19 protein-coding genes, 2 tRNA genes and 1 pseudogene are annotated in these 26,991 nt (G+C 59.9%); 10 read left to right on the top strand and 12 right to left on the bottom strand.

Features of this window, described 5'->3' with window-relative positions; translation table 11 throughout:
* The 3 genes and pseudogenes from HMPREF0975_RS16060 to HMPREF0975_RS03830 all read right to left on the bottom strand — a co-directional run.
* Positions 1-311, bottom strand: a pseudogene (locus tag HMPREF0975_RS16060) (hypothetical protein); the annotation flags it as partial.
* 118 nt (positions 312-429) lie between these two features.
* Positions 430-786 carry a hypothetical protein gene (locus HMPREF0975_RS03835; RefSeq protein ID WP_009232823.1) on the bottom strand — a complete coding sequence of 119 codons (357 nt, stop codon included), beginning with the start codon at positions 784-786 and terminating at the stop codon, positions 430-432.
* A 174-nt stretch (positions 787-960) separates the two neighbouring features.
* A tRNA-Ser gene (locus HMPREF0975_RS03830) sits at positions 961-1,050 on the bottom strand.
* A gap of 285 nt (positions 1,051-1,335) precedes the next feature.
* Between HMPREF0975_RS03830 and HMPREF0975_RS03825 the strand changes: the two genes are divergently transcribed.
* Together HMPREF0975_RS03825 and HMPREF0975_RS03820 are read left to right on the top strand one after the other, a co-directional pair.
* Positions 1,336-2,040 (top strand): DNA alkylation repair protein, encoded by a 705-nt coding sequence (locus HMPREF0975_RS03825; protein WP_009232822.1) that lies wholly within the window; start codon positions 1,336-1,338, stop codon positions 2,038-2,040.
* Positions 2,041-3,461: 1,421 nt separating this feature from the next.
* Positions 3,462-3,752, top strand: coding sequence for a helix-turn-helix domain-containing protein (locus HMPREF0975_RS03820; RefSeq protein WP_009232819.1), 291 nt, complete (start codon positions 3,462-3,464; stop codon positions 3,750-3,752).
* 66 nt (positions 3,753-3,818) lie between these two features.
* On the opposite strand, the gene HMPREF0975_RS03815 is transcribed toward HMPREF0975_RS03820, so the two are convergent.
* The 6 genes from HMPREF0975_RS03815 to HMPREF0975_RS03800 form a co-directional block, all read right to left on the bottom strand.
* On the bottom strand, positions 3,819-7,604 hold the full coding sequence (locus HMPREF0975_RS03815) for a YobI family P-loop NTPase (RefSeq protein WP_156808166.1): 3,786 nt from the start codon (positions 7,602-7,604) through the stop codon (positions 3,819-3,821).
* 352 nt (positions 7,605-7,956) lie between these two features.
* The gene (locus tag HMPREF0975_RS03810) at positions 7,957-8,229 is read right to left on the bottom strand and encodes a helix-turn-helix domain-containing protein (protein ID WP_198009139.1); all 273 of its coding nucleotides are present in this window, start codon (positions 8,227-8,229) and stop codon (positions 7,957-7,959) included.
* Positions 8,230-8,403: 174 nt separating this feature from the next.
* Entirely contained in the window at positions 8,404-9,537 is a 1,134-nt protein-coding gene (locus HMPREF0975_RS03805) for a hypothetical protein (RefSeq protein ID WP_009232816.1), read from the bottom strand.
* A 239-nt stretch (positions 9,538-9,776) separates the two neighbouring features.
* On the bottom strand, positions 9,777-11,681 hold the full coding sequence (locus HMPREF0975_RS15450) for a hypothetical protein (RefSeq protein ID WP_009232815.1): 1,905 nt from the start codon (positions 11,679-11,681) through the stop codon (positions 9,777-9,779).
* Positions 11,682-12,427: 746 nt separating this feature from the next.
* Positions 12,428-12,943 carry a hypothetical protein gene (locus tag HMPREF0975_RS15445; RefSeq protein ID WP_232212452.1) on the bottom strand — a complete coding sequence of 172 codons (516 nt, stop codon included), beginning with the start codon at positions 12,941-12,943 and terminating at the stop codon, positions 12,428-12,430.
* A gap of 1,094 nt (positions 12,944-14,037) precedes the next feature.
* Complete coding sequence (locus HMPREF0975_RS03800; protein ID WP_009232814.1) at positions 14,038-14,853, bottom strand: hypothetical protein; 816 nt, start codon at positions 14,851-14,853, stop codon at positions 14,038-14,040.
* 198 nt (positions 14,854-15,051) lie between these two features.
* Here HMPREF0975_RS03800 and HMPREF0975_RS03795 point away from each other — a divergent pair, with 198 nt between their 5' ends.
* From HMPREF0975_RS03795 to HMPREF0975_RS14645, 8 genes are all read left to right on the top strand, one after another.
* Complete coding sequence (locus HMPREF0975_RS03795) at positions 15,052-15,402, top strand: hypothetical protein (protein ID WP_009232813.1); 351 nt, start codon at positions 15,052-15,054, stop codon at positions 15,400-15,402.
* Between the two features lie 75 nt (positions 15,403-15,477).
* Positions 15,478-15,771: a hypothetical protein gene (locus tag HMPREF0975_RS03790; protein ID WP_009232812.1), complete on the top strand. Its 294-nt coding sequence runs from the start codon at positions 15,478-15,480 to the stop codon at positions 15,769-15,771.
* Positions 15,758-15,952: a hypothetical protein gene (locus HMPREF0975_RS03785; protein ID WP_156808163.1), complete on the top strand. Its 195-nt coding sequence runs from the start codon at positions 15,758-15,760 to the stop codon at positions 15,950-15,952. The genes HMPREF0975_RS03790 and HMPREF0975_RS03785 overlap by 14 nt, the downstream gene beginning before the upstream one ends.
* A gap of 463 nt (positions 15,953-16,415) precedes the next feature.
* Positions 16,416-18,674 (top strand): type IV secretion system DNA-binding domain-containing protein, encoded by a 2,259-nt coding sequence (locus tag HMPREF0975_RS03780; RefSeq protein WP_009232809.1) that lies wholly within the window; start codon positions 16,416-16,418, stop codon positions 18,672-18,674.
* 161 nt (positions 18,675-18,835) lie between these two features.
* Entirely contained in the window at positions 18,836-20,740 is a 1,905-nt protein-coding gene (locus HMPREF0975_RS14650) for a DNA methyltransferase (RefSeq protein ID WP_198009138.1), read from the top strand.
* A gap of 186 nt (positions 20,741-20,926) precedes the next feature.
* Positions 20,927-21,400, top strand: coding sequence for a helix-turn-helix domain-containing protein (locus HMPREF0975_RS03770; RefSeq protein WP_009232807.1), 474 nt, complete (start codon positions 20,927-20,929; stop codon positions 21,398-21,400).
* A 28-nt stretch (positions 21,401-21,428) separates the two neighbouring features.
* Entirely contained in the window at positions 21,429-22,070 is a 642-nt protein-coding gene (locus HMPREF0975_RS03765) for an ImmA/IrrE family metallo-endopeptidase (protein WP_009232806.1), read from the top strand.
* A gap of 2 nt (positions 22,071-22,072) precedes the next feature.
* Positions 22,073-23,887 (top strand): recombinase family protein, encoded by a 1,815-nt coding sequence (locus HMPREF0975_RS14645; protein ID WP_009232805.1) that lies wholly within the window; start codon positions 22,073-22,075, stop codon positions 23,885-23,887.
* On the opposite strand, the gene HMPREF0975_RS03745 is transcribed toward HMPREF0975_RS14645, so the two are convergent.
* From HMPREF0975_RS03745 to HMPREF0975_RS03735, 3 genes are all read right to left on the bottom strand, one after another.
* Positions 23,850-23,938: transfer RNA gene (locus HMPREF0975_RS03745), tRNA-Ser, on the bottom strand. The genes HMPREF0975_RS14645 and HMPREF0975_RS03745 overlap by 38 nt on opposite strands.
* A gap of 185 nt (positions 23,939-24,123) precedes the next feature.
* Positions 24,124-25,473, bottom strand: coding sequence for an AGE family epimerase/isomerase (locus HMPREF0975_RS03740; protein ID WP_009232804.1), 1,350 nt, complete (start codon positions 25,471-25,473; stop codon positions 24,124-24,126).
* A gap of 93 nt (positions 25,474-25,566) precedes the next feature.
* A partial coding sequence (locus HMPREF0975_RS03735) for an ABC transporter substrate-binding protein (protein WP_009232803.1) occupies positions 25,567-26,991 on the bottom strand: 1,425 nt, incomplete at its 5' end.

Genomic DNA, 26,991 nt, shown 5'->3' with positions numbered 1-26,991 from the left:
CTGGGGTCGGCCGAAGCGGCCGCCTGCTGAGCGCCCGTCCGTCCGGCACCGGCGGGGTAGGCACGCGTCTGTTCCTCGGGGGGAGGCCCGGTGGGAAGGTCGGGCTGCGCGGGGCGCCACGATCCGGCCTGGGCCCCGGGCATCGCGCCTGGAGCGGAGCCGGGAGCCTGTCCGGCGGCCTGCTGCTGCTCTGCGCGCGCGGCGTCGAGCATGCCCTGGTTGATGAGGACGGTTCGGGCGCTGAACTCATCTCCCTCACCGGGGTGGGGCGATCCGGAGGCCGGAGGCTGGGTTGCGTCGTGGTCAGACATGAGGTCCCTCTCAGTCGAGTACAGCATCACGCTATCCCGGATTGGCGCGGGAAGACACGCAGGCGCTCCGATCGGCCAGAGGCGAACGCTCTGACCGGGGCTGATTCACGTGCCCCAGTCAGTGGGGAGTAGCCGCCGAAGCGGTTTCGCCGGCTCCCGATCCAGCCGGATCCCTCCAGCGCTGCCAGCAAGCGACCCCGACGAACATCACCAGCGGACCGATGGCGCCGACGGCGGAGCCCGCGTGGGTCCGCAGCGCGACGAACGGTAGCGTCGCCAGGAGGATGACGGCTGCGATCACGGCGAGACGCGATCTGGTTCTGATCGCTAGCAGTGTCACCACAACGACCACTGCAGACACGAGCGACAGGACCCGCCCGGGGGCGGCCCAGTTGAGGACGATGAAGAGGGCGACGAAACCGCCAATAAGCGCGTATCCGACGATGGCCTGTCTTCGGTTGTCCATGTCAGTCATGGCCGCTCACTCCCAGCACGATTGATGGGCTACTGCCAGGGTAGACCGCAGGATACGAGCCGTCGACCGTTCGGTCGGTTGAAGGGAGGACGGCCCAGGCACAGCCCCCTCTGCGGCAACGGCTGGGCCGACGACGAAGCCCCGGCGCGCTGCTGCGCACCGGGGCTCTTGCTCTGGCGGAGATGGGGAGATTCGAACTCCCGAGGGGCTTCCACCCCAACCTCCTTAGCAGGGAGGCGCACTAGGCCACTATGCGACATCTCCATCGCCGTCCCAACAGCTCCGCCGTGGGACGCACTTGCAGCCTACCGGGAGGACGCCCCTGCGAGCAAACCGCCCGACGACATGTCGCGGGCACCTTGGCCTGAGGCGCCCCAGCCGCGAGCCGGATGGACGGCCTGCGGCCGTCACTCACGACCTGACATCTCCGGATCCGCCACCCCGAGACCTCCGGCCTGCACCGGGGTCATAATGTCCCCGAAGCTCATCATGTGGCGACGGGAGACATGCGCTGTGCACTGCGAGGAGGCGGAGAGAGGTGAAGAGCCGATGAGCGGGGAGACAAGTGCTCGGATCACGGCCTTCATCACCAATCTGCGCAAGGCACTGGAGAACGCGGGCGACCCAGCCCGTGCAGAGCAGCAGCGGGCATACCTGAAATCCGAGATGGCGATGTACGGCAGCGGAGTCCCGGAAACGCGGCGCCTCTCCCAAAAGGCTGCGGCCGCCCAGGCCGATCTGTGGGTCGAGGCCACTACCTGGGAGGCCGCGCTGCGGCGCCTGTGGAATGGGGCTATTCACCGCGAGGAGCGCTACGCGGCCTTGGCTATCATCCGTTCCAAGCTGTCTGCGTCGCATGCTGGGCGCATGGAGTCCCTGGCGCTCTACGAGCATTTTCTGCGCACGGGGCAGTGGTGGGATCTGGTTGATGAGACTTCCCACGCCGTCGGGCTGGCGGTGCGTCAGCACCCGGCTGCGGCGGCCCGCATGCGCGTGTGGGCCACCGATCCGGACATGTGGGTGCGGCGCAGCGCCATCATCTGCCAGCTCCAGCACAAGGCCGACACGGACCTTGACCTGCTCAGCGGCGTCATCGAGGCCAACCAGGAGGACTCGGAGTTCTTCATCCGCAAGGCGATCGGCTGGGCGCTGCGCGACTACGCGCGTACGGACGGGGATTGGGTGCGCGCCTTCGTCCAAGCGCATCCGGGCTTGTCCCCGCTCAGTCGACGCGAGGCCCTCAAGCACCTGTGAGAACGGGGCGACGGCGTCCGGAGCGGTTGGTCGCCGAGGCATGTGTAGACAATGCACAATGGAGATGCGAGACGCGTCCCACCAACCCCCATCTCCTTAGTGCATGTACCACAGGGGATTGATCCCCCTACCGTTCGGACTATTTTCGAGGTCTCATGGTTGTGCAGCAACAAGCAGAGAAGTCACCCGGACTTCGAAGGCCTACCCAAAGGAGGAGACCCCCATGCGACTCACGAAACGAAACCTCATCAAGACCGCAGCCATCGGCTCAGCTTTTGTTGGAGCACTAGCAGTCGCGGCACCCGCTTCAGCAAACTCCTTCGGTCCCACTGGCTCTGGCACAGGAAACCTTGGAACAGTTAGCTATGACGACGGGGCCGATCAATTCTGCGCTACAGCCACCCAGCACTACGGCCTCAGCGTTGAGTTGAAGCCAGAAAACAGCCGTCGCGGACCTAGCTACACAATTCGCGCAGCACAAGGAGAGACGAAATGTGTCAGCTTGGCGAGGGCGTACGAGGACACTCGCTACTCCTACCAAGTGACTAATGGTTTCTGGCCACCCCGCCTCACTCCGGTGTATTTCTACAGCTGACCCGGGCACATCCCGAAGCGCTCTCCTGACGATCGCGGCGCAGCCGTCACCTCGCATCCCCTCTCACGACACTCGAGTCCTCGGCAGCACTTCTGCTGCCGAGGACTCGAGAGCATGTTCACGTTCCTGAGCGGAGATCTTGCAGACTTACTACAGATACAGCTACACACTGATGGCGACCCGATGCACCTCAGCACGCCCCCTCTTCTTACGCAGACCATAGGGGATTGATCCCCCTACCGCAAGGATGCATTCCAAGGTCTCATAGTCATACGGCAACAAGCACGATGCACCCGGACTTCAGCACCCAACAAAAGGAAACAGTCACTATGCGATTCACCAAACGAGGCCTCGTCAAGACCGCAGCGGTCAGTTCAGCACTTCTAGGAGCAATTGCTGTCGCCGCACCAGCCTCCGCCAACTCTTTCGGGCCGACCGACTATGCCACAGGAGGCTACACAAAAGTCAGTTACGACGACGCGAACGACCAATTCTGCGTCACAGGAACCGGCACGGATTACGCAGGAGTCACCGTAGCACCATCAAACGGGCGACGAGGGCCGAGCTATTATATTTCAGTCGGCCCAGGGGCAACAAAGTGCGTCAGCCTAGCACGAGCCTTCGAGGACACTCGCTACTTCTATCAGGCAGAAAATCCTCTGAATGGAGGAAATTACGATCCAGTCCAATTTTACAGCTGACCTGAGCATGTCCTGAAGCGTTCGCCTGACGATCGCGCCATAGCCACCACTCCCATCTCCCCACTCCCGCGACACTCGAACCCTCGGCAGCCGAAATTGCTACCGAGGGTTCGAGTAAGCATGAGATGGCGGAGATCTTGCAGGCTTACTCCAGATACGGCTACACGCTGGTGGCGACTCGACGGGCGTTAGAGGCGGCGATGGCTGGAGGCAGGCAGCCTGAGCAGCGGACAGACCTCAAGCAGCGCAGCCTCCTGGTGCGGTTCGGGCGGCGAGGTGTCGAGCAGCTAGTGGCCGACCATCTCGACCGCGGACTGACCTACACGGAGATCGCCGAGAAGTACGATGTGGCGCTAAGCACAGTCAGCAAGTACATCCAGCAGGCCAAGCGCCAGAAGGCAGAGGCAGCCGTGTAAGTCCCGAGCGACAGCTGCAACCGCGTCACAACGAGCTTGCTACGCACTGACACCCATGAACACTGCTCATGGTTTCGGTCCTCTGTGACGATAGACAGCGTACCGACGCTTCCTACCGTCTTTCGTGTATGTCGTTACTTCGCCTACATCCTTGAGTCGTTCCAATAGTCTATCGACGCCCATAATTTCGTCGACATGGACTCGCGACACTCCCTTTTCAAGAAGATCACTGTAGGGTTGTCCTAATGCCATCACAATATTACGAACATCGAAATCGGACAGACTATCTAATCCTGTGACGAGTAGCGGCACGACTACATTGGGCTTAACTCCTTGGTCGAGCAACCAGATCAAGGCGTCGCCGTCGACGGTTAAATCCTGTTGGCTAGCAGCATACTTCGCGAGCGACGTCAGGTCTTCGACATTCATCCCATAGCAGTAAGATGAGATGCTGTTGATGATGTTCTGCTTAACTTTGGTCGAAACTAACTGGCTCTGAACTATTGCGAGCACATCATTACCAACAAGGCTGGTGTCCATATAGTCAGCAAACCGCTGGGAGGAAGCGATCGCAAACTCGCGATTTGGCCATTCAAGGTTCGACACTAATCTATATGCATCCGAATTATCATCAATCAAACCAGCCTTAATCAAGAGCCCGACCAGCCCGTCTTCTTGCGGTGTAATACGGGATGCCGGAATAGGTTCGCCATGATCCATCGACGCGACCAACGCCACGCGCTGTTTAGCAGAAATCTGCTCTTCCTTTAGGTTAAGAATCACGGTAGCGAGTTCGATATACTCATCGTTACTCAGAGCATCATCCTGATTCTCGATTGAAGAGTGCCGCTCCAGTAGCTCAATTAGTGCATCATCAACACCGTGCTTGCTAACGTACAGCCACAGATTTGAAGTCGTAACGGCGAGGCGGTCATGGGCCGCCAATATCGGCCAACAGCTAGATGGAAGACCATCTAGATCGATAGACCAGTCTCCCCCCGATGACGCCAGTAGGTTCGAAAGTAGCGGGAATGGTTGGCCGTCGCCCAATTTGGCGTCATCTGCGACCAAATCATCCGATATCGTATTCGCTGCAACATCAAGCTTCACAACATCAACGATGACCTTTGCCGTGTCGGCTGAGCCAACCAATGCCGACAACCTACCGCTCTCATCGTCAGCAATGATGGCAAAGTATGCTTCGAGTGACCGCAGAAGATAGGCGTAGACGGAAGGCCGTTTCCGAGAAAGTACGTCCAGGGCTACCTGATTGTCACCCGACACGAACTCCAGATTATGATGGTTAACTTCATAGCACCAGTTCTCAATCAGATACTCACACAGCTTGGAGTCGATCTGATTAATATTGGAGAACTTCACATCAGCCTGTGCCATGAGTGTAGCTACCGTGTCGGCAGGTTTATCGGTATAGGTAGAGGTAAATACCGTCATATTGCAATATGACACTTCGACGAAACTTTTTAGCGATGACGTGTCGTAGTCTACGTCTGGCGACGCACATTGAAGTGCGATATTAACGTAGTTAACTTGCTTCTCGTCCGGTATACCACGAAGTCCTACGAGGAGCGTGAAAATCCCCGGGTATCGAGGAGTAAGTTCGATGACTAAGCGATCTTTATTCAGGCTATCAGACGAAAAGAATGACTGCAAATAGTGTTTCGTGCCGTCATCATCTTGAAGAAAAGATAGCATGATGAGGTCCAGATGCTCTCGATGTGTACTGCCATTCGCCAGGAGGTAATCGAGAATGCTGACATTGTAAGCGCCCGGCCTAGCAAACTCTTCCAAATCGATCGTCGTATCAGAGATGAGTTGTAGCACATCGTTATCACTAAGCTCGTAATTGGTGTTCGTCACGCCTCGCTCCATGTGTTGGAGCCGAAATGTCATCGCATTGGCGGACAAGGATGTAGTATGGTAGGTCGACGTGTAGAGCACGAAGTTTTGGTCAATATATCCATGGCGGATGAGAGCCGCAGCCAGTTTCGATCCAAGTGTTTTCTCAACGTAGGCACTAAAAGTTTGCTCAGCGCCATTCTCTGATGGCACTACCGCCAACGGATCACTCATCAGATCAGACATGTGCGCAGACTGGTATTGTTGACGGACAACGTCGAGTTGATGAAGCTCTGAACCTATGACGTTCCGCGGACGCTCATCTATAGAGGTAAACACCAGGTCATGTCCCATTATTAATGCCATATCTTGTTTGGTAATCTCAAGAGGCATTGGATTGCCATACTGGTTATAACTTTCCATTACGATCATGGAATCCGTGTCGGATAATCGAGATACAGCAGACCAGAACATCGGGGTTCTGGTTCCTTCACTAGAGAACGCTTGGGAGTCCAGGTTTACCGTAAAAGAGTCGACGCGCATCCGATAACGGGCGGCCAACCATTCAATCATTCTTCTGAATTCTTTGCCCCGCATCTCCGCTTCTACATTGGGATCTAACTGCTTCTCAAGGATGTCATACTTTTCATTTACTGCACTAATACGATTCTCTATTACTAGCAAACTCATCTGGTAAACCTCATCAAGTTTACTCTGGCCGAGATGTATTGTTTCAAAATCCTTCAGATGAACGGATTTGTAGATCATGAGTGCAAATAGGTTATCAGGCTCAAGCTTAAGTTTGTTGTCTCCGAGTATAAATTGTGCGTATATCGTGTATTCGTTGCATACGCTGCGTAGGAGACGGAAGTCTGGGACGTACTTTGCGACGTGATCAATCAGCTTGTCAGAAATTTTGGGTTGGATACCTTCGAGCTCTTGACGCATCAAGTCTCGTGCGCTTCGGTGAGTTACAAACGGCACGACGGGGATGATGACATCAAAGAACTTCGTGCGGTTAGCCCTTTGAATCTCCTGAATTGCCCTGTCGTGGGTGCCTTTCGCTACTTCACCGGTATCAGTGACTGTCTGAGGCTCGAAAATTGAGTCCTTCATTGCGTAAACGAAGACTATCTTGTTTTTGTCAGACTTACTCTTTTTGTCTTGGAGTTGCTCGGCATTATTCAGTATTGTGTTGAGTTCACGCAACTCTTCGAAGATCTGCCAGTTGCTGAACCGATCGATATCTTCAAATACGACGACGCGACATGTCGACATCTCAAAAAAGTAGATTATCTCGTCAAGATATCGGTCAAAATAGCTGTCACTTTCCTGTGATAACGTGACAGTTGCAGGGCCAGCAGTAAGTTTGTCGAAGCGCACCTTACCTTGAAGTAGATGACTAGCAACTTCTGTTGCTATCAACATCAATAACCAAACTCCAGCGAACTTGATCCCAAAATCACACCAAGACGAGTTCCTGACCTTCGGTATTTTTGCGAACCCTCCGATTACCGCAATAATGACCGTCAGGACGAGTCCAATCAGTGCAGATACTGGCAGGAAGTGCTTCCAGTCAAATTTCTGTATACGCCTAAATTGCGATGCAGGCAACTTGTTTGGAGGCTTCCGATAGAGCAGTTGCTTGACAATCTCTTTCTGGATCTGATTAGTCTGCGGAGAGATCGCTCCATCAGATGATTGAGTAGATTTCGACTCAGTTGGTTCACTGAACCCCAACGTCGAAAGCGAGATAAATATTGCGTCGGGATGATGCTTTCTGAAGCCTTGCAGGATAGAACTTTTGCCGACGCCATACGGCCCACTTAGGGCGATGTTTGTTACCTCGCGCTGTCGAACAGCTTGCTTGAGAGCTTCGACATACATGTCATGCTGCTCTGACTCGTGGTGTGGGCGAAGCGACTTTAGTTCTCGCATCTTTTCACCGCTAAGGCCTTCATCTTTTTCAGATGACACGCTACCATTACTTGTCATTGTATATCTTCTTCGTAGATTCTAACATTTTGCGGGTTTTAAGTGAATAGCCAACTACTCTGACACGCTTCAGGTTGCACGGGTCTGCTCGGATTTTCATCAAGCGTTGTTGCATGAGAAGTTCATGCTGCTAGTGTTCCACTTGAGTTGTGAGAAGGTCGAGCAGCGGTGGTTACAAATAGGTCACGGTAGAGAGTGGCGGCCAACATGCTTCTTTGCATGTTTTAGTTCGTTGTGAGTGCTGCTCGCGTCCTTACTGCTCTAGACGGCCACTAAGTCGTGCGTAGGATCGTGTGTTGGGACAGTATTCGGGAGCCGTCATCGTTGGCCTCAGAAGCGCCGGTGCGTCCACCTACTCACTTAGCTCTCCCACCAGCTCCTCCACCCGCATGTCCAGCGCCGTTGCCAGGGCGATGAGGGTGCGCAGGCGTGGGTTCATCGGGGTGCCGGGGCGGGACTCACCCTTTTCGAACTTTTGGTAGGTGTAGGTGGAGATGCCGGCGGCGTGAGCTAGGGCTTCTTGGCTGAGGCCCTTGGCGATGCGGGCGCGCTGGAGCCGCAGGCCGAGCTGGCGGGCGATGGGCCACCACTGCTCGTCTTGGCTGGTGGAGGAGGAAGCGCGCACGATCACCAGCGTCGAGCGGTCACCAACTTGGCACCACCATACATGTATGGCAATCTAGGGATGTCAGCTGAGATGGAGGGAGGTGAGTGGCATGGGTGGCGACTGACCACGCGCCCCATGTAGGGGCCAATTCATCCCATGGCTGCCCTGTACATGGCAGCTGGGCGGTGTCCGTCAGGCTGCGCGAGCTTGGCGGGCGTCGTCTTCCGTGGCTGGTACTGCCTCGATGGCGTTCTCAGAACTACCGGCTGAACGTGGTGCTCTGGCATCGGTATCGGGAGCAACCTCGCCCCAGTCGTCCTGCTCGTCTGGCAGCGTCCAGACGAAGACCATGCCAGCTCGTGGGAAGAGCCAGCCGTCGTAGCGGTAGCGCAGCGTTGGTGCGTCTGGCACTTGGGTGAGGCGTCCTCCTTCGCCGATGGAGGCGAAGTCGAGGATGCGCATCTGGCCGACTTGCTTTGGGTCGTAGCGCAGCTCGACGTCGAGACCGCGCGTGGGGCGGTCGATGTCCAGGTGCACCACATGGCCACTGCGGAGCGTGCGGGTGCGGAAGCTGAAGGAGATGACGACCGCCTGCTTCTGCTGGATGACCCGCTCACCAAGATCAGCGGTGTAGACCTGGGAGACCTCATCCACCTGCCGTGTGAACGGTACCGGCGTGCCGTTGACGGTGAACTGCTCCAGGGCGAAGACCTCTGGATCGGAAACGGCCAGGCCGGGCACTGGCCGGCGGTACCACACACTCGTCTCTCCACGCTCGGCTACTAGCTGGTCGTAGCGCTGGCGGTCGGAGACGACGGCGAACTTGCGGAAGCGGTGGCGCGGCGTGACGGTGTACTCCCAGCGGACACGTAAGTCGAAGAACGGGGTAGGAGCACTGCTCCTACCCCTTGGTATACCAAGGGCCGCATCGACACGGGCGTCGTACCAACGCTCCTCGGCAGCCATCGCCTGGTGGCGAATGTCGGCATAGACCTCACGGCCGAAAGCCGGGTCGCCGAAGCGCAGCCCCAGGCTGGTACGTGCCAGATCATCCAGCAATTCGGGTGTGGCGATACGCGCTACGTCCTGGCGGTCGAAGCGGAAGGCTTCTATGACGGCATCGCGCAGGGCTGGTGCTTCCTCATGGATTGTCTGGCGGAAGCGCTCGGTCACTGCCCGTTCCTGATCGCGCCGGAAGGTGTACTCGAAGAACGTTGAAAGCAGCCCCGCACCAAAGAGCGTGCCACCCAGCTCTCCCAGCGGCAGCGCATGCAGCCACTGCCAGTCTCCCAGCCGCAGCGGCGCAAGCCAGGCGTTGAGCATCATGAGGAGGATGCCCGCCAGAGTGAAGGAGACGGCGAGGAGGGCGGTTTTGAGGCTACGGAGGCGGTGGTGGAGGGATGAGGGAATGATAGGTGGGCATGAACATTCTTATTATAGCATTTTGAACAGATCCTCCCTTTTCAATCAAAACCAATTCGCGGCACTATAGACACTATCCGATCCAGCAACCCTTCAACATAAACGTGGGACCTAATATTATGAGGTTTACCTGAATAGAATGTTCAGAGCCAGGCAAACCACACCTGAATAATGATGACTATGAATATTAGCAAAAAAATCGATGTAGACACCAAAATTATGAGTAGAGCGCAACAAGATCGACCTTCATTATGTCGCTTCTTGCTTGGATTACCTTTATTATGTTGCTTCTCACTTGGATTAACGAGCGCTTCGTCGTCGTCGAACTTAATTTCGGACATTGAGATATGCACTTGTCGTTTTATGTCTTTTTTGAAGACGCACGAACTCGAGATTATGTACGTGAACATGGCAATACTAATCGACGCTAAAAAAAATACTCCAATTAAACCTATTCCGGCAAGCATTTGTTGCCAACTAACAGTGTTCTTGCCAAGTATTTGAGTTAAGCAAAGTTTCCCGCGCACTCCCAAATTTAAGCAAAACAAGTTCTCCATGTGTTTTTGTGGGAGAACCGCAATTAACATGCCTGTTACAACGAGCACCACTGAAGAGAATGCGAGGAACATTCTAGGGAAACTAAGTATTTTTCCAACGAGTGCATGTTCGGATTCTTTTGCAATAAAAATTACCGTGATAAATGGTCCGATTACTGCGGTACCAGTAAAAGCCGCAGCGTTGTGAGCAACAGCATCAGGACCAGAACATATTGCAATCACCGAAAACAGGAACTGTAAAACCGAGACGAACAGTGCCGGAATGGGAAAGTTTGCAAGTTTAGGATGCAACAATACTTGTACAGTCCGCTGCTTTACATTCTGATTTCTTATCAACAACGAAGCACGCTCATCATTATGGTTTATTAACAAATCGTCGGAAATATGGCCTCCGACCCCTATCTCTTTTCTATCGGTGCTCGATTCACTTACGCCCGTTTTTTTATTTCCAACGAATTCACTAGTGTCTTCGAACAACTTGACTTTAGTTAGCACGGTGCCGGGTGGCGCTACAAATTGAATGTGCCTTGTAGAATCCGTATTTGCCCATCCATGAACTACATTAAATTCGATCAAGGCGCCAAGAAACCCAAAATTTTCTGCTGTTGAGCGAAGATCCCTCCGATGTTTACGGAGATTTGTATCCTCCGTAGGAGCACTACTCGAAACGTCAACTAACGAACCGGAAGTTTCCCCGTTGGTCGTTGTATTCTCTGTTGTAGTTGGTATTTCTTCACGGAACGTCAGCTCCCGCGAAGTGCCACTGTTGTCGGCATTTAATACATTTGGATTATTGGCGACAGAATCGGTTGTGGAAATTAAAGAGTCACTTAGGCGGACTTTTATGATCGATTTACAGTGCACTCCGTTTACTGAGAATGGGTGTTCGACGCACTGAATATAGTAGTCTTTTAATAAACTCAAGAGATTGCTGAGAGGTTCTCTTTCTGACAAACTATCGATTCCATTTTCTGATACTTCCTTTAATATACGTTGTTCGCCTTCTGTTTTTTCTTTTTTCGAGGGCGATCGTTTGTGCCCGAGGAAATAGGTCGACAAGTCATACAGTGTTGATGCATTTCCTGTGTAGCCCAGTTCTTTCGCAAGACCGACGATAATATGGGCAGAGACATCTATGTTCACCTTGCGGCGACAAAGATGCGCGGGAGACTTATTATCAATAACGGTATCTACATCGAATATGGGATGTTTGCGGAGAATGAGAAGTGGTATGACGAGACTGAACTTTGCGTTATCCTGAAGTTCAGACGAGTCTTCTGAAACACAATCTTCTGCAAGACTAGTGACTTCTTCGTCATTCACACACGACGCCAGCATCTTTAAAGCGCTATTGTCTATATCGAACGTGATTGATCGTTCCACTCGATCCGAGTCCAGTAGGCGATGTGTGTCAACGATTCTTACAATATGACTTCTTTTGTGCCAGAGCTCCCAATACTTTTCGGCATTCTTTCGATACTTCATCGTCATTCGTTTCCTTAACTATAATATTGTCGTAAAAAGTTACCTGAACAGCAGATGCAGCTATCAAAGAAGTCGGCGTTATAATCTGACCAATACAAAGGTAAATTATGGCCTCTGTCGATGTGGAATGAGCGAACAGCCTTGCCTACGTGAAGGGTTTCACCACATTACATTCAACACTATCGTACAGAAAGACCATAGGAGACATATTTTCGCAGGGAGGCAGTAACATACCTGCCAAACAAGGCGTTCGCCGTGTCCCTAAGCAACTTCACAATCTCTCCCGCCGCCATCAACCGGTTTATGAACCGGATAGAGAGGATTCGGTGAGCGATGGGTTTCGAGAGTCAAGCCGTGAGCTTTCCACAGAACCACCAGGCTCTAACCGCAGCCTAGCGTCGAGAGAATCGCGCTTCTGGATCAACTTCAGTCTGTGTAATTGGCGCAGGGCAGATACGATGCCACAACAACTTATCGAACATGCGCACATGTTTAAAGATGGCCGACGAATTCTGGAAGGGGTGTAGTCGTTGTCGACCTCGATCTTGGCGATCTCATCGATATCGTCAGGCACGTAGGCCGAACCCTTCGACCACACCTCGGTGAGAGCCAAACCATTCCTCAAATGAGATAGCCTTAGGGCGGTGTTAGGAGCAAGTCATCATGCATGCTCAAGCCCACGACGAAATCTCCAATTAGAAATACAGTAGAGAGTTCCAATCACTACGATATATGTTGCGGATTGTTGATTACTATCCGGCGACAGAAGACACTATTTCGAATCGATGGGTTTTAACTCGCTCAATACTATTTAACTGTTCTTTCAAATCTCTGATTATTTCAATAACCTCGAATTGCAGAGCAACAATTGCGCGATGCTTTTCATTGTCTCCTGCCGCAACATCGCATTCGCGTTTCGCCAAATATCGAAGTAGCTCTTCATGATAGTGAACTTTGGTGCGCAGAACACTAACTCTATCTCGACTTTTCGCGCTAACACCCTTTAAACCGTCATAAAGCGCGTCAGAAATCCGAATTTCTATCGGATTCCCTTCATAGTCTTCACTGTTTGTCAGTACTTTAACACGTTCAACATTTTCTGTACCCGACTTATTTTGGGAAGACTGCTTTGCCCCTACAGCAGAGCCGATTCGCCTGTGCTCAATTTTTTTTCCAATTCTAAGCGCTTGACGAAAGGTCGTCGCAATCTCTTTGACTTTTCTAGAGAAAGAAGTTTCCACTGCAATTGCTGTGCTGCTCATTTTCATTCCATTGAGTATATCTGCTGGCGTGTCGTCACCAGCGCTTGAATTATTTGCTTCTATATCTCTCAGATAGTACTCGCACAAATGACACGAAACTGAATCGCATGCTGCAGAACCAATTCCAGAAACTGTATCAATTTGAATACCTTCACGTTCATTCTGCTCTCGCTGGGAGAGTTTTGGTTCAATAGACGCTGAAGTAGGAGCATCAGATCGCTGAATGGGATATTAAATGTAGACATTGCATGTTGACCTTGATTACGTAGTTATGAACTAATAGTATATAACTACACCAAATTATGCAATACTATTTGGATAACGCTGTATACAGCATATCCGTGATGAGCGGTACTATCTATGGAGTTATGTGGGTGAAAGCGCTTATTTGCTCTGGTGATGGTATCAAAGTAATTGAGGTAGGCACTTGGTGCTATCCAACTAGTGGAGCTCCTGCCGGAGTTATTCGAAACAGCGTTTGACGCCAACACATAATGGGTTGCATCTCAGATAAGCCTCGCTGTGGACAGCCTTCAGAAACTAAGTCTGTAGTAGATGCATTTTGCACAGTCGTCCCGAAATAACTGGTTTTCAAATACTGCGGTCTAATCCGTGCATGAGGATGCGAGGCTTCTGAAGTGCGTAAGGATGCGGGTCGCGATGGACACCAATGCGACGAAAGGAGGATAGGGCGCCGAACGCTCAAGGTATTGTGGTGCAGCACGTGGGCTCGTCGTGTGGCACTTTGAAGGCTGCAGGTCACTTGCGCTTTCAATTCTTGGCGCATGACTCCTCACTCTCGGTTGTGTCTGCTGATGCTCCTGTGGTCGCTATCCAGTCTAGGGCACCAACCCGTAAACTTACTGATGTAGTTCCTGTGTGCCGCGTGATTTTCATGGAATCTCACGACAGTTTGTGAGGAAACCTTCAAGTAGGATCGCTCAGGAACGACACAAACCTAAGCGCAACTCTTTTGGAGGCACCTAGGTTCGTGGATGTCATGCTAGAGAATGCTTACTGGGAAAGCAAGTATTTGTGCTACAGATCACCAACTTGAGGTTAAATGTTTCTTTCGCATTACTTCGGACACTTACTTTCGTCTAGGTCTTGCACCCCCCATGCAGGCTCGGCACCACCTCTCTGACACTGCTGGTGACGTCGCGCCAGACCAGGCTGACCTCGGCGGCGCGTTGGCGGAAGGTCTGAAGGCGCACTAGGTAGTGGGGGTCGACCACCCAGCCGGTGAGCTGCCAGACCGGCCAGACAGGCATGTCCCACAGCACCCGCACCGCCAGACAGGGCAGGTACGGCCCGGGCGCCGTCTGGACAGGCAAGCCATCCAGGACAGCCCGGGCGCGATACTGCAGCTGCCCATCAACGCCGGGCTCGCGGTGGCCAACGAAGGCCGGCAACTGCGCTACCTCACCATTGATGCTCACCACCGGCTCACGTACGGACTGCGCTTCCATGACGCAGTCCAGCACCACCGTGGCACTGCCTGCCGACTGAAACAGCCAGATCAGGGCAAAGGGACGCCGCTCCGCCTCATCACGCAGGGCAGCCGCCAGCATCGCAATGCCGCGATCACTGCGCCGCAGCGCCGTGCGCTCATTGCAGTGAAAGACCTCCGCATAGCGCGCCAGCCGCTGCTCCAGCGACACCTCCGGCTCAGTAACACCAACGTCTCCTAGCCAGAAGAAGGCTCCCACGTCACTGAGCGGGTCTGTGCCCAGCTCTTGGCGCAACTGCTCTAGCCGCGCCACCACCCGCTCCACCAAGCCCAGCCCTGCGGCATCGACCAGCCAAACCAGCGGCGCCACTCGCACCGCCCACGCCCCCTGGCCACGGCGCAGCACCCGCAGCTCGGCCACGAGCCGCTGGCGCAGCGGATCGTGCAGTCCACCGTCCTTGGCCATAGGGCCCAGGGTGCCGGTTTTCTGTCAGTGACACCACCACCTAGCCAGCGCCAGGCTGGAAGCACCAAGGCCACAGCACCGCATGCGCCGCGAGAAACGGCACCAGGACGCGGCAAACCAAACCCGACCGAACCGCGCTGACCGTGGCCGCACTCCGCTGGTGGCGGCCGCCGCCACCCTTTACGAAAGGACACCCTCATGCCCACTACCGACCACTCCGACCACCTCACCGGCCCTCAGCCCGCTGCGCCCGTCCTGCCGATCGCCGAGCTCTTCGCCGCCGATCTGCTCCCACCACGGGTGCCGCAGTCGCGCAGCCTGGCCCGCACCGCCCAGCGCCGTCTGGACGAGCTGGCCGCCGACAGCCAATTGGCCCACGCCACCGATCAAGCCCGCGCCTTCCTTGCCGCTAGCGCCATGGGCAACGTCGCCACCCTGTCTGCTCTGGCCGAGTCCTGCTACCAGACCGCTCCCGCCGGAGCGACCTACTACCACGCCATCCTGCGCGCCTACGGCATCAAGGCCGCTCGGGGGATCGCGCAGTTCTGAGCCGGTAGCGCCACACCGAGACACCCCCAGCACGACCAAGCAACCACGCACACCACCAGAAAGGACACACCCACCATGAGCTGGATCATCAACGGCCTGGCCTTCGTCGGCAGCCTGACTCTCATCACCATCGCCCTCCTGGCCTGGGCGATCTGGCGCGACGACACCCCGCCCACCACAACCACCCAAGCCCAGACCGACGCCTGGCAACAGGCCATCGCCACCAAACAGGCCCACGACCTGGCCGCCTTTCACAGCGCTGTGGCGATGACGAGGCGGGCGCAGGAAGCCGGAGGAAGGGCAGCCGAGAAGCCGCAGGCGGAGAAGCCGGCGGAGACAGACCCACGCGGAGCTGATGACGATGCGTGAGGTGCCCTCGCTGGTGGATCGGCTGGTGGGCGCGTGCTTCGCGGTGCTGCTGGGCTGCCTGGCGCTCTACGGGGCGGTGCAGATCATCCGCTGTATCTGGCCGTGGCTGGCCGTCGGGGCTGTGCTGGCGAGCATCGTCGTCGGCGGCGCGTGGGCGGTGCGACGCTGGTGGCAATTCTGAATCGCCTCATTTTGTCGTCACACGCCATCGGCGGAAAATGCCTTCCGCTCGGTGTTGTTAAATACACAAACATACTTGACTGTTCATAATATTGAACGCATACTCGACATAAGGCCACGTTCAATTGATTGAACTAGCGGCCGATCGGCGCAATGACGTGCCGAATGCGCGCGACCCAAATAGTCGGCGCTAGTAGCAACGTGTAACCCCTTGCGAGGAAAGGAGGCGTATTTGTCATGCCCAGAAACAACCGTTCATCAAGAAAACAGCAGGCACCCAAGCCGTGGCGTTCGCCCCGCGGCAGTCGCCGACCCAGGCAGCTGACGGTGCGATCGGAGCTGCGCCAGCGACCGGATACGGCGCGGATCGCTCAAGTGATCATGGAGCTGGTGGCCAGCCAGGCGCAGCGCGACGCCGAGGCGTCTACCGGCACCTCGGCCCAGACCAGCGGGGAGGGGCGGTCATGACGGCGGCGCGCCGAGCGCCATTGGGGGCGAGTGGCTTGGTGTGGCGGCGCTTAGAGCTGCCGGTGCCGGTGGACCAGGCCCGGGTGCAGGCCTTCTTCGTCGCAGTGGCCACGCTGCCAGGCGGCCCGGTGGTGGCCTGCGAGCTCATCGGCAGCGCTGGCACGGTGCGCTGGCGGATCGGGGCCCTGCCTGGCGCACTGCACAATGTACAGGCCCTGGCCCTGGCGCACCTGCCTGGGGTGCGGCTAGTTCGGCAGTCGGGCGTGGCTGCAGCCGACTCCGAGCTGTTCTGTGATGACATCGGCACCGATGGTGCAGTGGCCGTCGCTAACCTGTACTTCCGCCGTCGCGCTGGGGCAGCCCTGCCCAGCGACAGTGCCGAGGCGGTCACGCGCAGCCTGCTGGCGGCGCTGGCCGCAACTCATCGGGGCGAGACGGTGCGAGTACAGCTGGTGCTGGGCGGTCGGCAACGTCCGCAAGAACCCGATCCACCAGTAGGCACCGCTACTACAGGGCGGCGGCAGGCCGAGGCGGCCCAGCGTGAGCACGGCTTTTGGTCGAGCCTGCGCATCAGTGCCGCAGCACCTCACCTGGAGCGAGCCCGTGGCCTGGTGCTGGCGATCTCGGCTGCATTGCGCGGCCTGGAGACGCCTCAGGTAAGGCTACAGGTGTGGCGCTCGACGGTCAGGGCACTGGTTGAGGCGCGGCCACCGTGGCTGGTGGCAAATGTGCTGCGGCCAGCGGAGATACCAGGGCTGCTGGGTTGGCCCCTGTGCGAAGGGCTCCCAGGGCTGGCCCCGCAGCATCCGCGGGTGCTGCCTGCGCCGGCTGCGGTGACAGCCTCGCTGACAAGCAACCAGGGGCGGGTCTTGGGCCGCGCGGTGAGTGAGCCGAGCCGATCAGTGGCCTTGTCGGCGGAGGCGTCGCTGCGTCATCTGCATGTGCTGGGGCCGACGGGCGTCGGTAAGTCCACGCTGCTGGCCCACCTGGCACTGCAGGATGCAGAGGCGGGCCGCCGTGTGGTGGTGATCGACCCCAAGGGCGATCTGGTCACCGATATCGCGACGCGCCTCCCAGCTCACCTGGTGACGCGGACAGTGATCTTGGATGCGGCCGATACGCAGCCGGTCGGGGTCAACCCGCTGGCGGGCGGCCAGAGTCCAGACCTGGCGGCTGATCTGCTACTCGGTGTCTTTCGCTCGCTGTACGCCGATAGTTGGGGGCCGCGCACCCAAGACATCTTGCACGCCAGCCTGCTCAGCCTGGCGCGGCGTGGTGATGCCAGCCTGGCGATGGTGCCGCTGCTGCTGACCAACCCGGGCTTTCGCCGCTCGGTGACTGGCTCGGTGGTGCGGCGCGATCCACTGGGGCTAGGCGCATTCTGGGCCTGGTACGAAGCGCTGAGCGAGGCGGAGCGACGCCAAGCGATCGCCCCGTTGATGAACAAGCTGCGCCCGATCCTGCTGCGCCCACAACTGCGGGCGGTGTTTGGCCAGCGCTCGCCGAAGTTCGCTTGGCGTCAGATCTTCGCCCACGACGACGCGGACAACGCGCAGGAGCCCGTGCCGCGCGTCGTGTTGGTCAGCCTGGCCAAGGGCACGCTGGGGCAAGAGGCGAGCCAGTTGCTGGGGTCGGTCATCGTTTCGCTGATCTGGCAGGCCGCCCTGGAGCGCATCCGCCTGCCAGAACGTCAGCGCCATGCTGTCATGCTGCACATCGATGAGGTGCAGGACTATCTGCGTCTCCCGGGCGACCTCGGGGCGGCGCTAGCGCAAGCACGCGGCCTGGGGCTGGGACTGACGCTCAGCCACCAGCACTTGGGGCAGCTGCCCAAGGCGCTCTTGGCCGGTGTCATGGCCAATGCTCGCTCGCGCGTTGCTTTCAGCCTGCCACGGGAGGATGCCCGCACCATTGCCGCTTTATCCGCTGGGCTACTCGAGGCGGAGGACTACCAGCAGCTACCCGCCTACCACGCCTATGCCTCACTACTGGCGGATGGGCAAACGCAGCCGCCGCTCAGCCTGCGCACCGAGCCGTTGCCCGCTCCATTGCACCGCCCCGAGCGCATCTGGCAAACCTCCCGACAGCGCTACGGGCAGGCACTCAGCGCGGTTGAGGCCGATCTGGCACGACTGGCCGGCATGCCGAGCCCCAGCGACGACACAGCCAGGCACGCTCCGCACCCCACCGACGACATCGGGCGCGTGCGACGCCCGCCATCCACTGACGACGGACAGAGCGGAGGCGGCTCATGAACATCTCCGCTCAGCACCGGCGCGATGAGTATGAGCAGCCTGGGCGTCCGTTCGCCCGTCCGGCCGCTCCCTCGGGCGATTCGACGAACCGCCAGGTCAAGGCACAGATTCGGCGATTACGGGGGACGAATACCGCGTCTCACGCCGCTCCCCCGCGCACTGTGCCAGCCAGGCAGCGGGTCGGCGCTCGCCAACTGGCTCAGATCGCCACGGCGCTGTCCGAGCGCGACCGCCTCCTGCTGTCCCACCTGATGCAGCACCGCTTCCTGTCGACCCGTCAACTCCAGGCCTTCGTCTTCACCAGTCACGCCAGCCAGCAGGCCGCGGCCCGCACCACACGTCGCGTCCTGGCTCGCTTGCAGCGCGATGGTCTGATCCGCCCACTGGAGCACCGCATTGGCGGGCTCGAAGCCGGCTCGACGGCGCGCATCTGGCAGCTCGCACCGGCCGGAGCCCGCGTGCTTGACCCCGTCGCTGGGCGCTCCTGGCGCATCCATCAGGCCTCGCCACGCTTCTTGCAGCACAGCCTGACGGTGGCCGAGGCCCACCTGGCGCTGCAACGCGGCATCACGGCTGACCGACAGGTGACCGTACAGACCGAGCCCCTCAGCTGGCGGCGCTACACCGGCCCGGGCGGCGAGGCACATCTGATCCGCCCCGACCTGGCCGCCTGCGTCGTCGGCCACGACGCCGAGGGCGTCTTCGAGGATCGCTGGTTCCTGGAGGTCGATATGGGCACCGAGTCCATCCCGACTGTGCTGGCCAAGTGCCGCCGCTACCAGGCCTACTACCGCACCGGCATCGAGCAGGCCGCTCACGGTGCCTTCCCACGCGTGCTGTGGATTCTGCACGGCCCACGCGCGGTCGAGCGTCATCGGGCGCTCGCTCGGCACCTCAGCCGCACCAGCACGCTCGAACAGCGGCTGTTCCGCCTCACCAGCGCCGCCGCCTACCGACCGCGCTGTGGGGCAGCGACGCTCCATCCAGCACCACCACGTCATAACGAAAGGAGACACCGCATGACCACCCCGCGAAACACCATCCTCACCGGCGATGCCGCTGATCGCCTGGCCACGCTCGAGGCCAGCAGCATCGATTGCGTCGTCACCAGCCCACCGTATTTCCGGCTGCGCAACTACCAGCACCGGGGCCAGCTGGGCGCGGAGGCCACCATTGACCAGTGGGTCGAGCACCTGCGCCCCGTCATGCAGCAGCTGGCGCGCGTCTTGGTGCCGACCGGCACACTCTGGCTCAACCTCGGCGACGCCTACAGCACGCACCGCCGCGAAGGCGCGCCGCGCAAGTCCCTTTTGCTTGGGCCCGAGCGCCTGGCCCTGGCGCTGCTGGCGGACGGCTGGATCATCCGCAACCAGATCATCTGGGCCAAGACCAACACCACTCCCTCCAGCGTCACCGACCGCCTGACCTGCAAACACGAGGTCATCTACCTGCTCAGCCGTGCTCCGCGCTACTTCTTCGACCTGGACGCCATCCGCCAGGAGCCGCTCACCAAGCACCCGTCCACGCGCCCTGGCCAGCCACCACGCTGGCCACGTCACCCGCATCGAACGGGAATGCCAGCGACCTGGCGTGGCCACCACACCGACGCCAATGATGGCCTGTGCGCCATGAAGCGGCGGCGCGCCATCAGCCACCCGCTGGGCAAGAACCCGGGCGACGTCTGGCAGCTGACCGTCTCGAGCTACCGCGGGGCGCACTTCGCCACCTATCCCGAGCACCTGGTGGAGCGCATCCTGCACGCTGCCTGTCCTCAGCAGCGCTGCGCCGTCTGCCGCGCGCCCTACATCCAGCCCCTGCAGCGGTCCGGCACCGTCGCCACCCGACTGCCATTGCAGCCGACCTGCCACTGCACTCCGGCCGCAGCTCAGCCCGGTATCGTCCTCGACCCTTTTCTCGGCTCGGGCACCACCGCCGTCGCCGCCGAACGGCTGGGGCGGCACTGGCTGGGGGTCGAGATCAACCCGGCCTTCGTCGCCCTGGCACACGGCCGCATCCGCCAGGCTCGACGCCAGACGGCGGCCACCACTGTGCCACCGCAGAAATGATCGACAGGCCAGGACCACCAATTCTTAGCGCGCGCAGACAGAAAACTATGGCCAGCGCGCCCCACAGACATATCCACACATTCACCACAGTGCATTCCTATCAATATTGCACAACCAGCCGAGAGAACGCCTATTATGCACAGAAGATCTGTTCACATATGCAAACGGAACTTGTAAAATAGGTACATGGATACCGGAAAATGCACAGCAGAGGAGGAAACCACTAATCGCGCGACAGACCGCGCCGCAGACGCCCACCAGCCCAGCCTGAGTGCAATCCTGCACGACGCACGGGTGGCCGCTGGGCTCAGCATCAGGCAAGCCTCTGCCGCATCCGGCCTATCCACCGGCTTCATCTCCATGCTGGAGCAAGGCAAGGTGCAGGACATCAGCCTGCAGCGCCTCGGCCGCCTGGTCACTGCCTACGACCTCGAGCCACTCGACGTCATCGAGGCCGCCGGCTATGCACCACCGGCCGACCTGCCACCATTTCTGACGTATCTGCACACGCACTACCGCCATATGCCCAGCCAGGCGCAGCAAGAACTATTCGCCGCCTTCGAGCGGATCGCTAAGAAATATGACCTAACGCCACATCACGCCGGGCCGGCTCCCGGCCAGGATGAGACGACGGATTCCACACCGCGTCGCCACACCTGACAATTCATCACATGAAAGGAGGCATTTTATGAACACCACGCAAAACTCTGTCCTGGGTAGCCTCCGAGCCCTCATTCCACGCACGCGCTGCCGCTTCGGCCAGTCGCTTACCGTGGCCGAGCGGCAGGCTGCCACACTGACGCGCTACCTCACCAGCAGCCCAGGGCAGCCCCGCACACCGGCCGACGAGCGGGTCGCTGCCTTGCCGCACATTCGGGTGGTGCGCGAGCCCCTGCCAGTGCCGAGCTTCAGCCGCTGGAACGGCCGCGACTGGATCATCTGCCTCAACTGCCGCCAGCCAGCACCGCGCAGCCGCCTGGCACTGCTGCACGAGTTCAAGCACATCATCGACTACGGCCACACCCGCCGTCTCTACACCGGTACCGCGCACTGCAGCGCCGCCCAGCAAGCCGAGCAGGCCGCCGACCACTTCGCCGCTTACAGCCTGGTACCGCCGCGGGCCCTCCAACGCGCCTGGCGTCGCGGCATCCGCCATCCGGCCGCGTTGGCCAGGCACTTCCAGGTGCCCACCGCCACCGTCCTGATCCGCCTCGTCCAGAGCCGTCTGGCCGCTCGCGATGACACACCAAGCGCAGCAGCCCACGCCCCGCCGGAACGCTCCACACCGCCCAGCACTGCACGCCAGCACCACTCGACGAGGAGCCACTAGCCATGGACGCCACACAGAGCCCTAAGACCGCCGTGCTCTACCTGCGCGTCTCGACTGCTTCCCAGGTCAACACCGACTATGACCCCGAGGGCCTCTCCATCCCCACCCAGCGCAAAATCTGCCTGGCCAAGGCCAAGCAGCTGGGCATCACCATCGTCGACGAGTACGTCGAACTGGGGCGCAGCGGCACCAAAACTGTCAACCGCCCCGAGTTCCAGGCCATGCTCGAGCGCCTCCACACGCGTGGCGACGTCGACTGCGTCATGGTCTACAAGCTCTCGCGCCTCAACCGAAGCCGCTTCGACGACGCCGTCACCATGATGGAGCTGCGCAAGGCCAACGTCACCCTCATCTCCGCCACCGAGAACATCGATGAGACCCCTGAGGGCCAGCTCGTCCACGGCATGCTGGCCGCCGTCAACGAGTACCGCAGCGCCGCTGACGGAGCCGACATCCGCATCAAGCTGCTGCGCAAGATCGAGCAGGGCGGCACCATCGGCCCCGCACCCCTGGGCTACCTCAACATCATCGAGACCATCGAGGGCCGCCGTATCAACACCATCGGGCTCGACCCTGAGCGTGCACCCCTCATCCGCAAAGCCTTCGAGCTCTACGCCACCGGCGACTACTCCTGCGAGCACCTCCAGCAGAAGCTGACCGACCTGGGCCTGACCACTCGGCCATCCGCCAAGCGCCCTACGCCCAAACCCCTCGCCGTCTCCACCATCCACCGTCTCCTGGCCGACCCGTACTACACCGGCATCGTCACCTTCAAAGGCAAGCAGTACCCCGGTCGGCACAAGCCGCTGATCAGCCAAGAGCTCTTCGACTGCGTCCAGGAGATACGCACCCTACGCTCCAACAACACCCGCGACCGCGTCCACTTCCACTACCTCAAAGGCGGCATCCTCCACTGCGAACGCTGCCACAAAGCCGGCAAGCGCAGCCGCTTCGTCTACACCGAAGCCAAAGGCAAAGGCGGCACCTACGCCTACTACCTCTGCCGCGGACGCCAAGACGGCCACTGCGACATGCCATACCTGCCAGTATCCCTCGTGGAAGACTATGTCGAGCGGCACATCTGCACCCTTTCCCTTGGTAGCGACTTCACCCAACGCACCGAAGCCGAAATAACCCAAGCCCTCGACAACCAACAAGCCCTCATTCGCCAAAGCAACCACGCCATCGTCCACAAACTCAAGGACATCACCGCTAAAGAGGATCGCCTCATCGACCTCGTGGCCGACGGCTCACTCGACACCACTGCTGCCCGCCACCGTCTGGCCGAGCTGACGCAGGAACGCCAGCGTCTCGAGCAAACCAAACAAACCCTCGACCAGCGCCTCGCCATCGGCCGAGACGTCCTCACCACCAGCCTCCACCTCCTCCAAGACATCGGCACCCTCTACCATCAATCTCCCAACCCCGTCCGCGGCATGCTCTGCCAAGCCCTCTTCCACACCATCTACCTTGACGACACCACCGTCACCACCAGCACCCTCAAAGAGCCCTACAGCAGCCTGCAAGCCGCTGCTACATACGACAACAAACACCCCACACCCACCAAACTTGCCGCACCCAGCTCAACGGACAGCAGCAGAGCGCACCAGACAAAGGGAACTAAAGCAAACAACACCGCCCCCAAACGCCACAAGACTCAGAAGCGGCAGCACCACACCTCAGCTACCACCGTCACCACTACCATCCCCCTACCTAGCGACGAACACGAACAAACCCTCGGCAGCCGAATTGCTACCGAGGGTTCGAGTAAGCATGAGATGGCGGAGAGAGGGGGATTCGAACCCCCGGTGCGCTAGGCGCACAGCGGTTTTCAAGACCGCCACATTCGGCCGCTCTGTCACCTCTCCAGGCCGCGCCCCCAGGGCGCGACAGGCACAGACCCTACCATCCCGGTGAGCCCGCGGTCACCGCGAGCCCACCGGCGGCCGACGTCGCGGTCGTACCTTAGGACTCGCGTTCGAGGGGTAAAGGGCACGAACGCGCGCCCTACCCTACGAACACGAGGTCCTCCAGCCTACTTCCGCAACAGACCCTAAGACCTGCTGAAGAACCCGCGCCGGTGTGGCTTGCTGGCGCGCGCAGGCAGCAGCGAGTTCGGCTCGTCGAGCCGCCCCTCGGCCAGGGCCTGCCCGATCGCCGGCCACACCGGCAGGCGCGCCATGAGCGTGGCCTGCAGGGCGTGGTAGATGTCCGGATGCCCGGCCCAGGTGCGGGTCGAGGGCCGGTTGTCGCGGTCGAGCTCGTGGGTCCACACGCCCGGCTCTTCGATGAGGAACTCCTCGGCGTAGTCGATCCAGGCCCGGTAACAGTGCTCGTAGTGTTCGACGTCGATCTCCCCGCGCCCGTCGTCGAGCAGGGCCTGGCGGATGGCGGCCGAGGCCGAGATGCCCTCGCAGACCACCCAGTGCATGCGCTCGTGGACCACCGGCTCGCCGTCGAAGTCCGTGGTGTAGACGAAGCCGGGGGCGCCGTCGATGCGCCAGCCGTCGGTGCGGGCCTGCTCGAAGATGTGCTCGGCGGCATCCAGCATCCAGTCCGGCGTGCTCATGGACCGGTTGATGAGGGCACCGTGCAGCTGCACGGTCAGGCGCGCCCATTCCAGTCCGTGACCGGGGGTGACGCCGTAGGGCCTGAAGGGGTGGGCCGGCTCATCGCGGTTGTAATCGAGTCTCGGCTCCCAGGAGGTGGAGTAGTGCTCGGGCAAGCGCCAGCCGTGCTCGCGGGCCTGGACGTTGACGGCGAAGTCGGCGATCTTCAGGGCCCGCTCCAGCCAGCGCACCTCGCCGGTGACGTCGGCCGTGGCCAGGTAGGCCTCGACCGTGTGCATGGCGGCATTGATACCACGATAGTCCTCGGGGTCGGTGAAATCGAAGGCGTAGGACTCCATCGGCATCTGCTGGGGCTCGTCCCACCAGTAGCGGTCCTGGATCTCCATGGCGTCGCGCAGCAGCTCGTGGGCGCCGGGCCGGTCCGCGGCCGTCGCGGTGGCGGCGGCCAGGAGCACGAAGGCGTGCTGGTAGCACTCCTTGCGCGCCTCGGGGTCGATCGGGACGCCCCGCCCCTCGGCGTCGGGATCGGGGCCGATCGCCGAATACCAACCACCATTGACCGGGTCGCGCAGGGGGCCGCCCAGGGCGCGCACACCGTGGTCGGCGTAGCGGCGGCAGCCGGGGATGCCCATAAGCGCTCCCAGGGAGAAGGCGAAGGTCATGCGGCTGGTGATCCACAGCTCGACCGGATGGGAGGGGTCCACCTCGCCGTCCTGGCCGATCCACCCGAATCCTGTGGGCACCTGCGAGGCGCGCGCGTAGTGCAGTAGTGCATGCGTCTCGTAAGCCAGCCAACGCTTGTGCTCGGGGGCGCCGAACCATCCCAGTCCCATGAGTCCTCCTTGATCCGCTGGGGATTCAAGGCTATCGACCCGCCCCGTGCGGATCAATGCTTCGGACCGAGCCCTGCGGAGCCCGCGCGTCGGCTACTTCTGCTTCGGCCAGGCGGACTCGCCCTGTGCGAGCGCCTCCTTGGGGGTCATCGCGCCGGTCGACCAGCGGCTCAGCCCCAGCCACAGAGCGCTGCTGCCCACGCCCACGGGCATCGAGTCCGAGGCATCCATCTCGACGGTCGTCTGACGCGACTGGAGCAGCCTGGTGGCGCGCTTGCCGACGTCGCTGGGCGCCAAGTCTGGGTCGACGCCCTGGTAGGCGGTCGCCACACCGCCCATCGCCATCCGCGTGCGCGCCCAGTTCTGGGAGGTCAGGTAGGCCATGACCGCATTGGCCGCGTCCGAGCGGGTGAAGGCCACGAGGTAGTCGGTGCCCACGAGCACGGCGTCCGATCCCCGGTCCGCCGCCGGAGTGACGAAGGCCGAGATCTTGACGCCGTTCGACGTCGGCGACGCCGTCGCCGCAGCGGTCGTCTCCCCCGCTGCCTGGGCGGAGTCCGTCGAGGCCGTGGCGCCCCCGGTGGGGCTGGGCGCCTGGACCGTCACCGGGTTGGCGCCGTCGGCGTCGGTGATGGCGGTGCCCTCGGGGAAGCGGCTCTCGAAGGAGGAGGAGGCGTGCAGCATGAGGCAGCTGCCCTTGACCAGGTCGGCCCCGGCCTGCGCGGGGGTCCGCGAGATGACCGAGCCACGCCCCCCGGCCACGCTCCCATCGGTCAGGACCAGGGAGTCGACGACGTCGAGGGCCTCCACTGCGCCCGAAGAGTCGACGGGCACCCTGTGCGAGGCCCACGTCTCGTAGGCGCCGGAGCCCTGCGTGGACAGCATGGCGTCCTCGAGCCAGTCGGTCATAACCCAGCCGGTGGACTCCCCGTCTGAGGCGCCTACGCACCAGGGGGTTACAGAGCCGTCGGGGTGGTCGGCGCGGACCTTGCGGGTGAGGGTCTCCAGTTCCGCCCAGGTGGCCGGCACCTTATAGCCGGCCTTGGCGAAGGCGTCCGGCGAGTACCACACGAGGGACTTCACCGAGGCCATGAGCGGGGCGGCGTAGGGCACGGAGGCGTGGATACCCACCTGGATCCAGTGCCGGTCCCACCCGGCCTCCACGTTGCTGTTGACCGTGTTCGGCAACGGGTGGACCACGCCGGTGTCGACGAGCTCGGCCACCATCGCCGGCTGCGGCACGATCGCCAGGTCGGGCAGGTTCTCGGGGTTGTCCTGGCTCGACGGCGAGGCCCCCTTGTTGGTGGACAGGTCCGCGCCCGAGCCGTTGAGCAGCTGGGAGCGCAGCTCGGTGGTGCCGGTGTGGGCGACGTCGATGCCCGTGCACTTCTCGAACTCGGCCACGGAGGCCTCGAAGCGCTCTGCCTCGGTGCCGGTCAGGCTGCTGGAGACGGTGACGGTGGAGCCCTCGTGGCCCTGGTAGGCCTTGTAGGCGGCGCAGCCGGTGGCCGATGCGGA

Source organism: Actinomyces sp. oral taxon 849 str. F0330 (genome assembly GCF_000239715.1).
Classification (GTDB): Bacteria; Actinomycetota; Actinomycetes; order Actinomycetales; family Actinomycetaceae; genus Actinomyces; species Actinomyces johnsonii.
The sequence above is the reverse complement of the archived record's forward strand: the minus strand, read 5'-3'. Positions and strand labels throughout refer to the sequence as shown.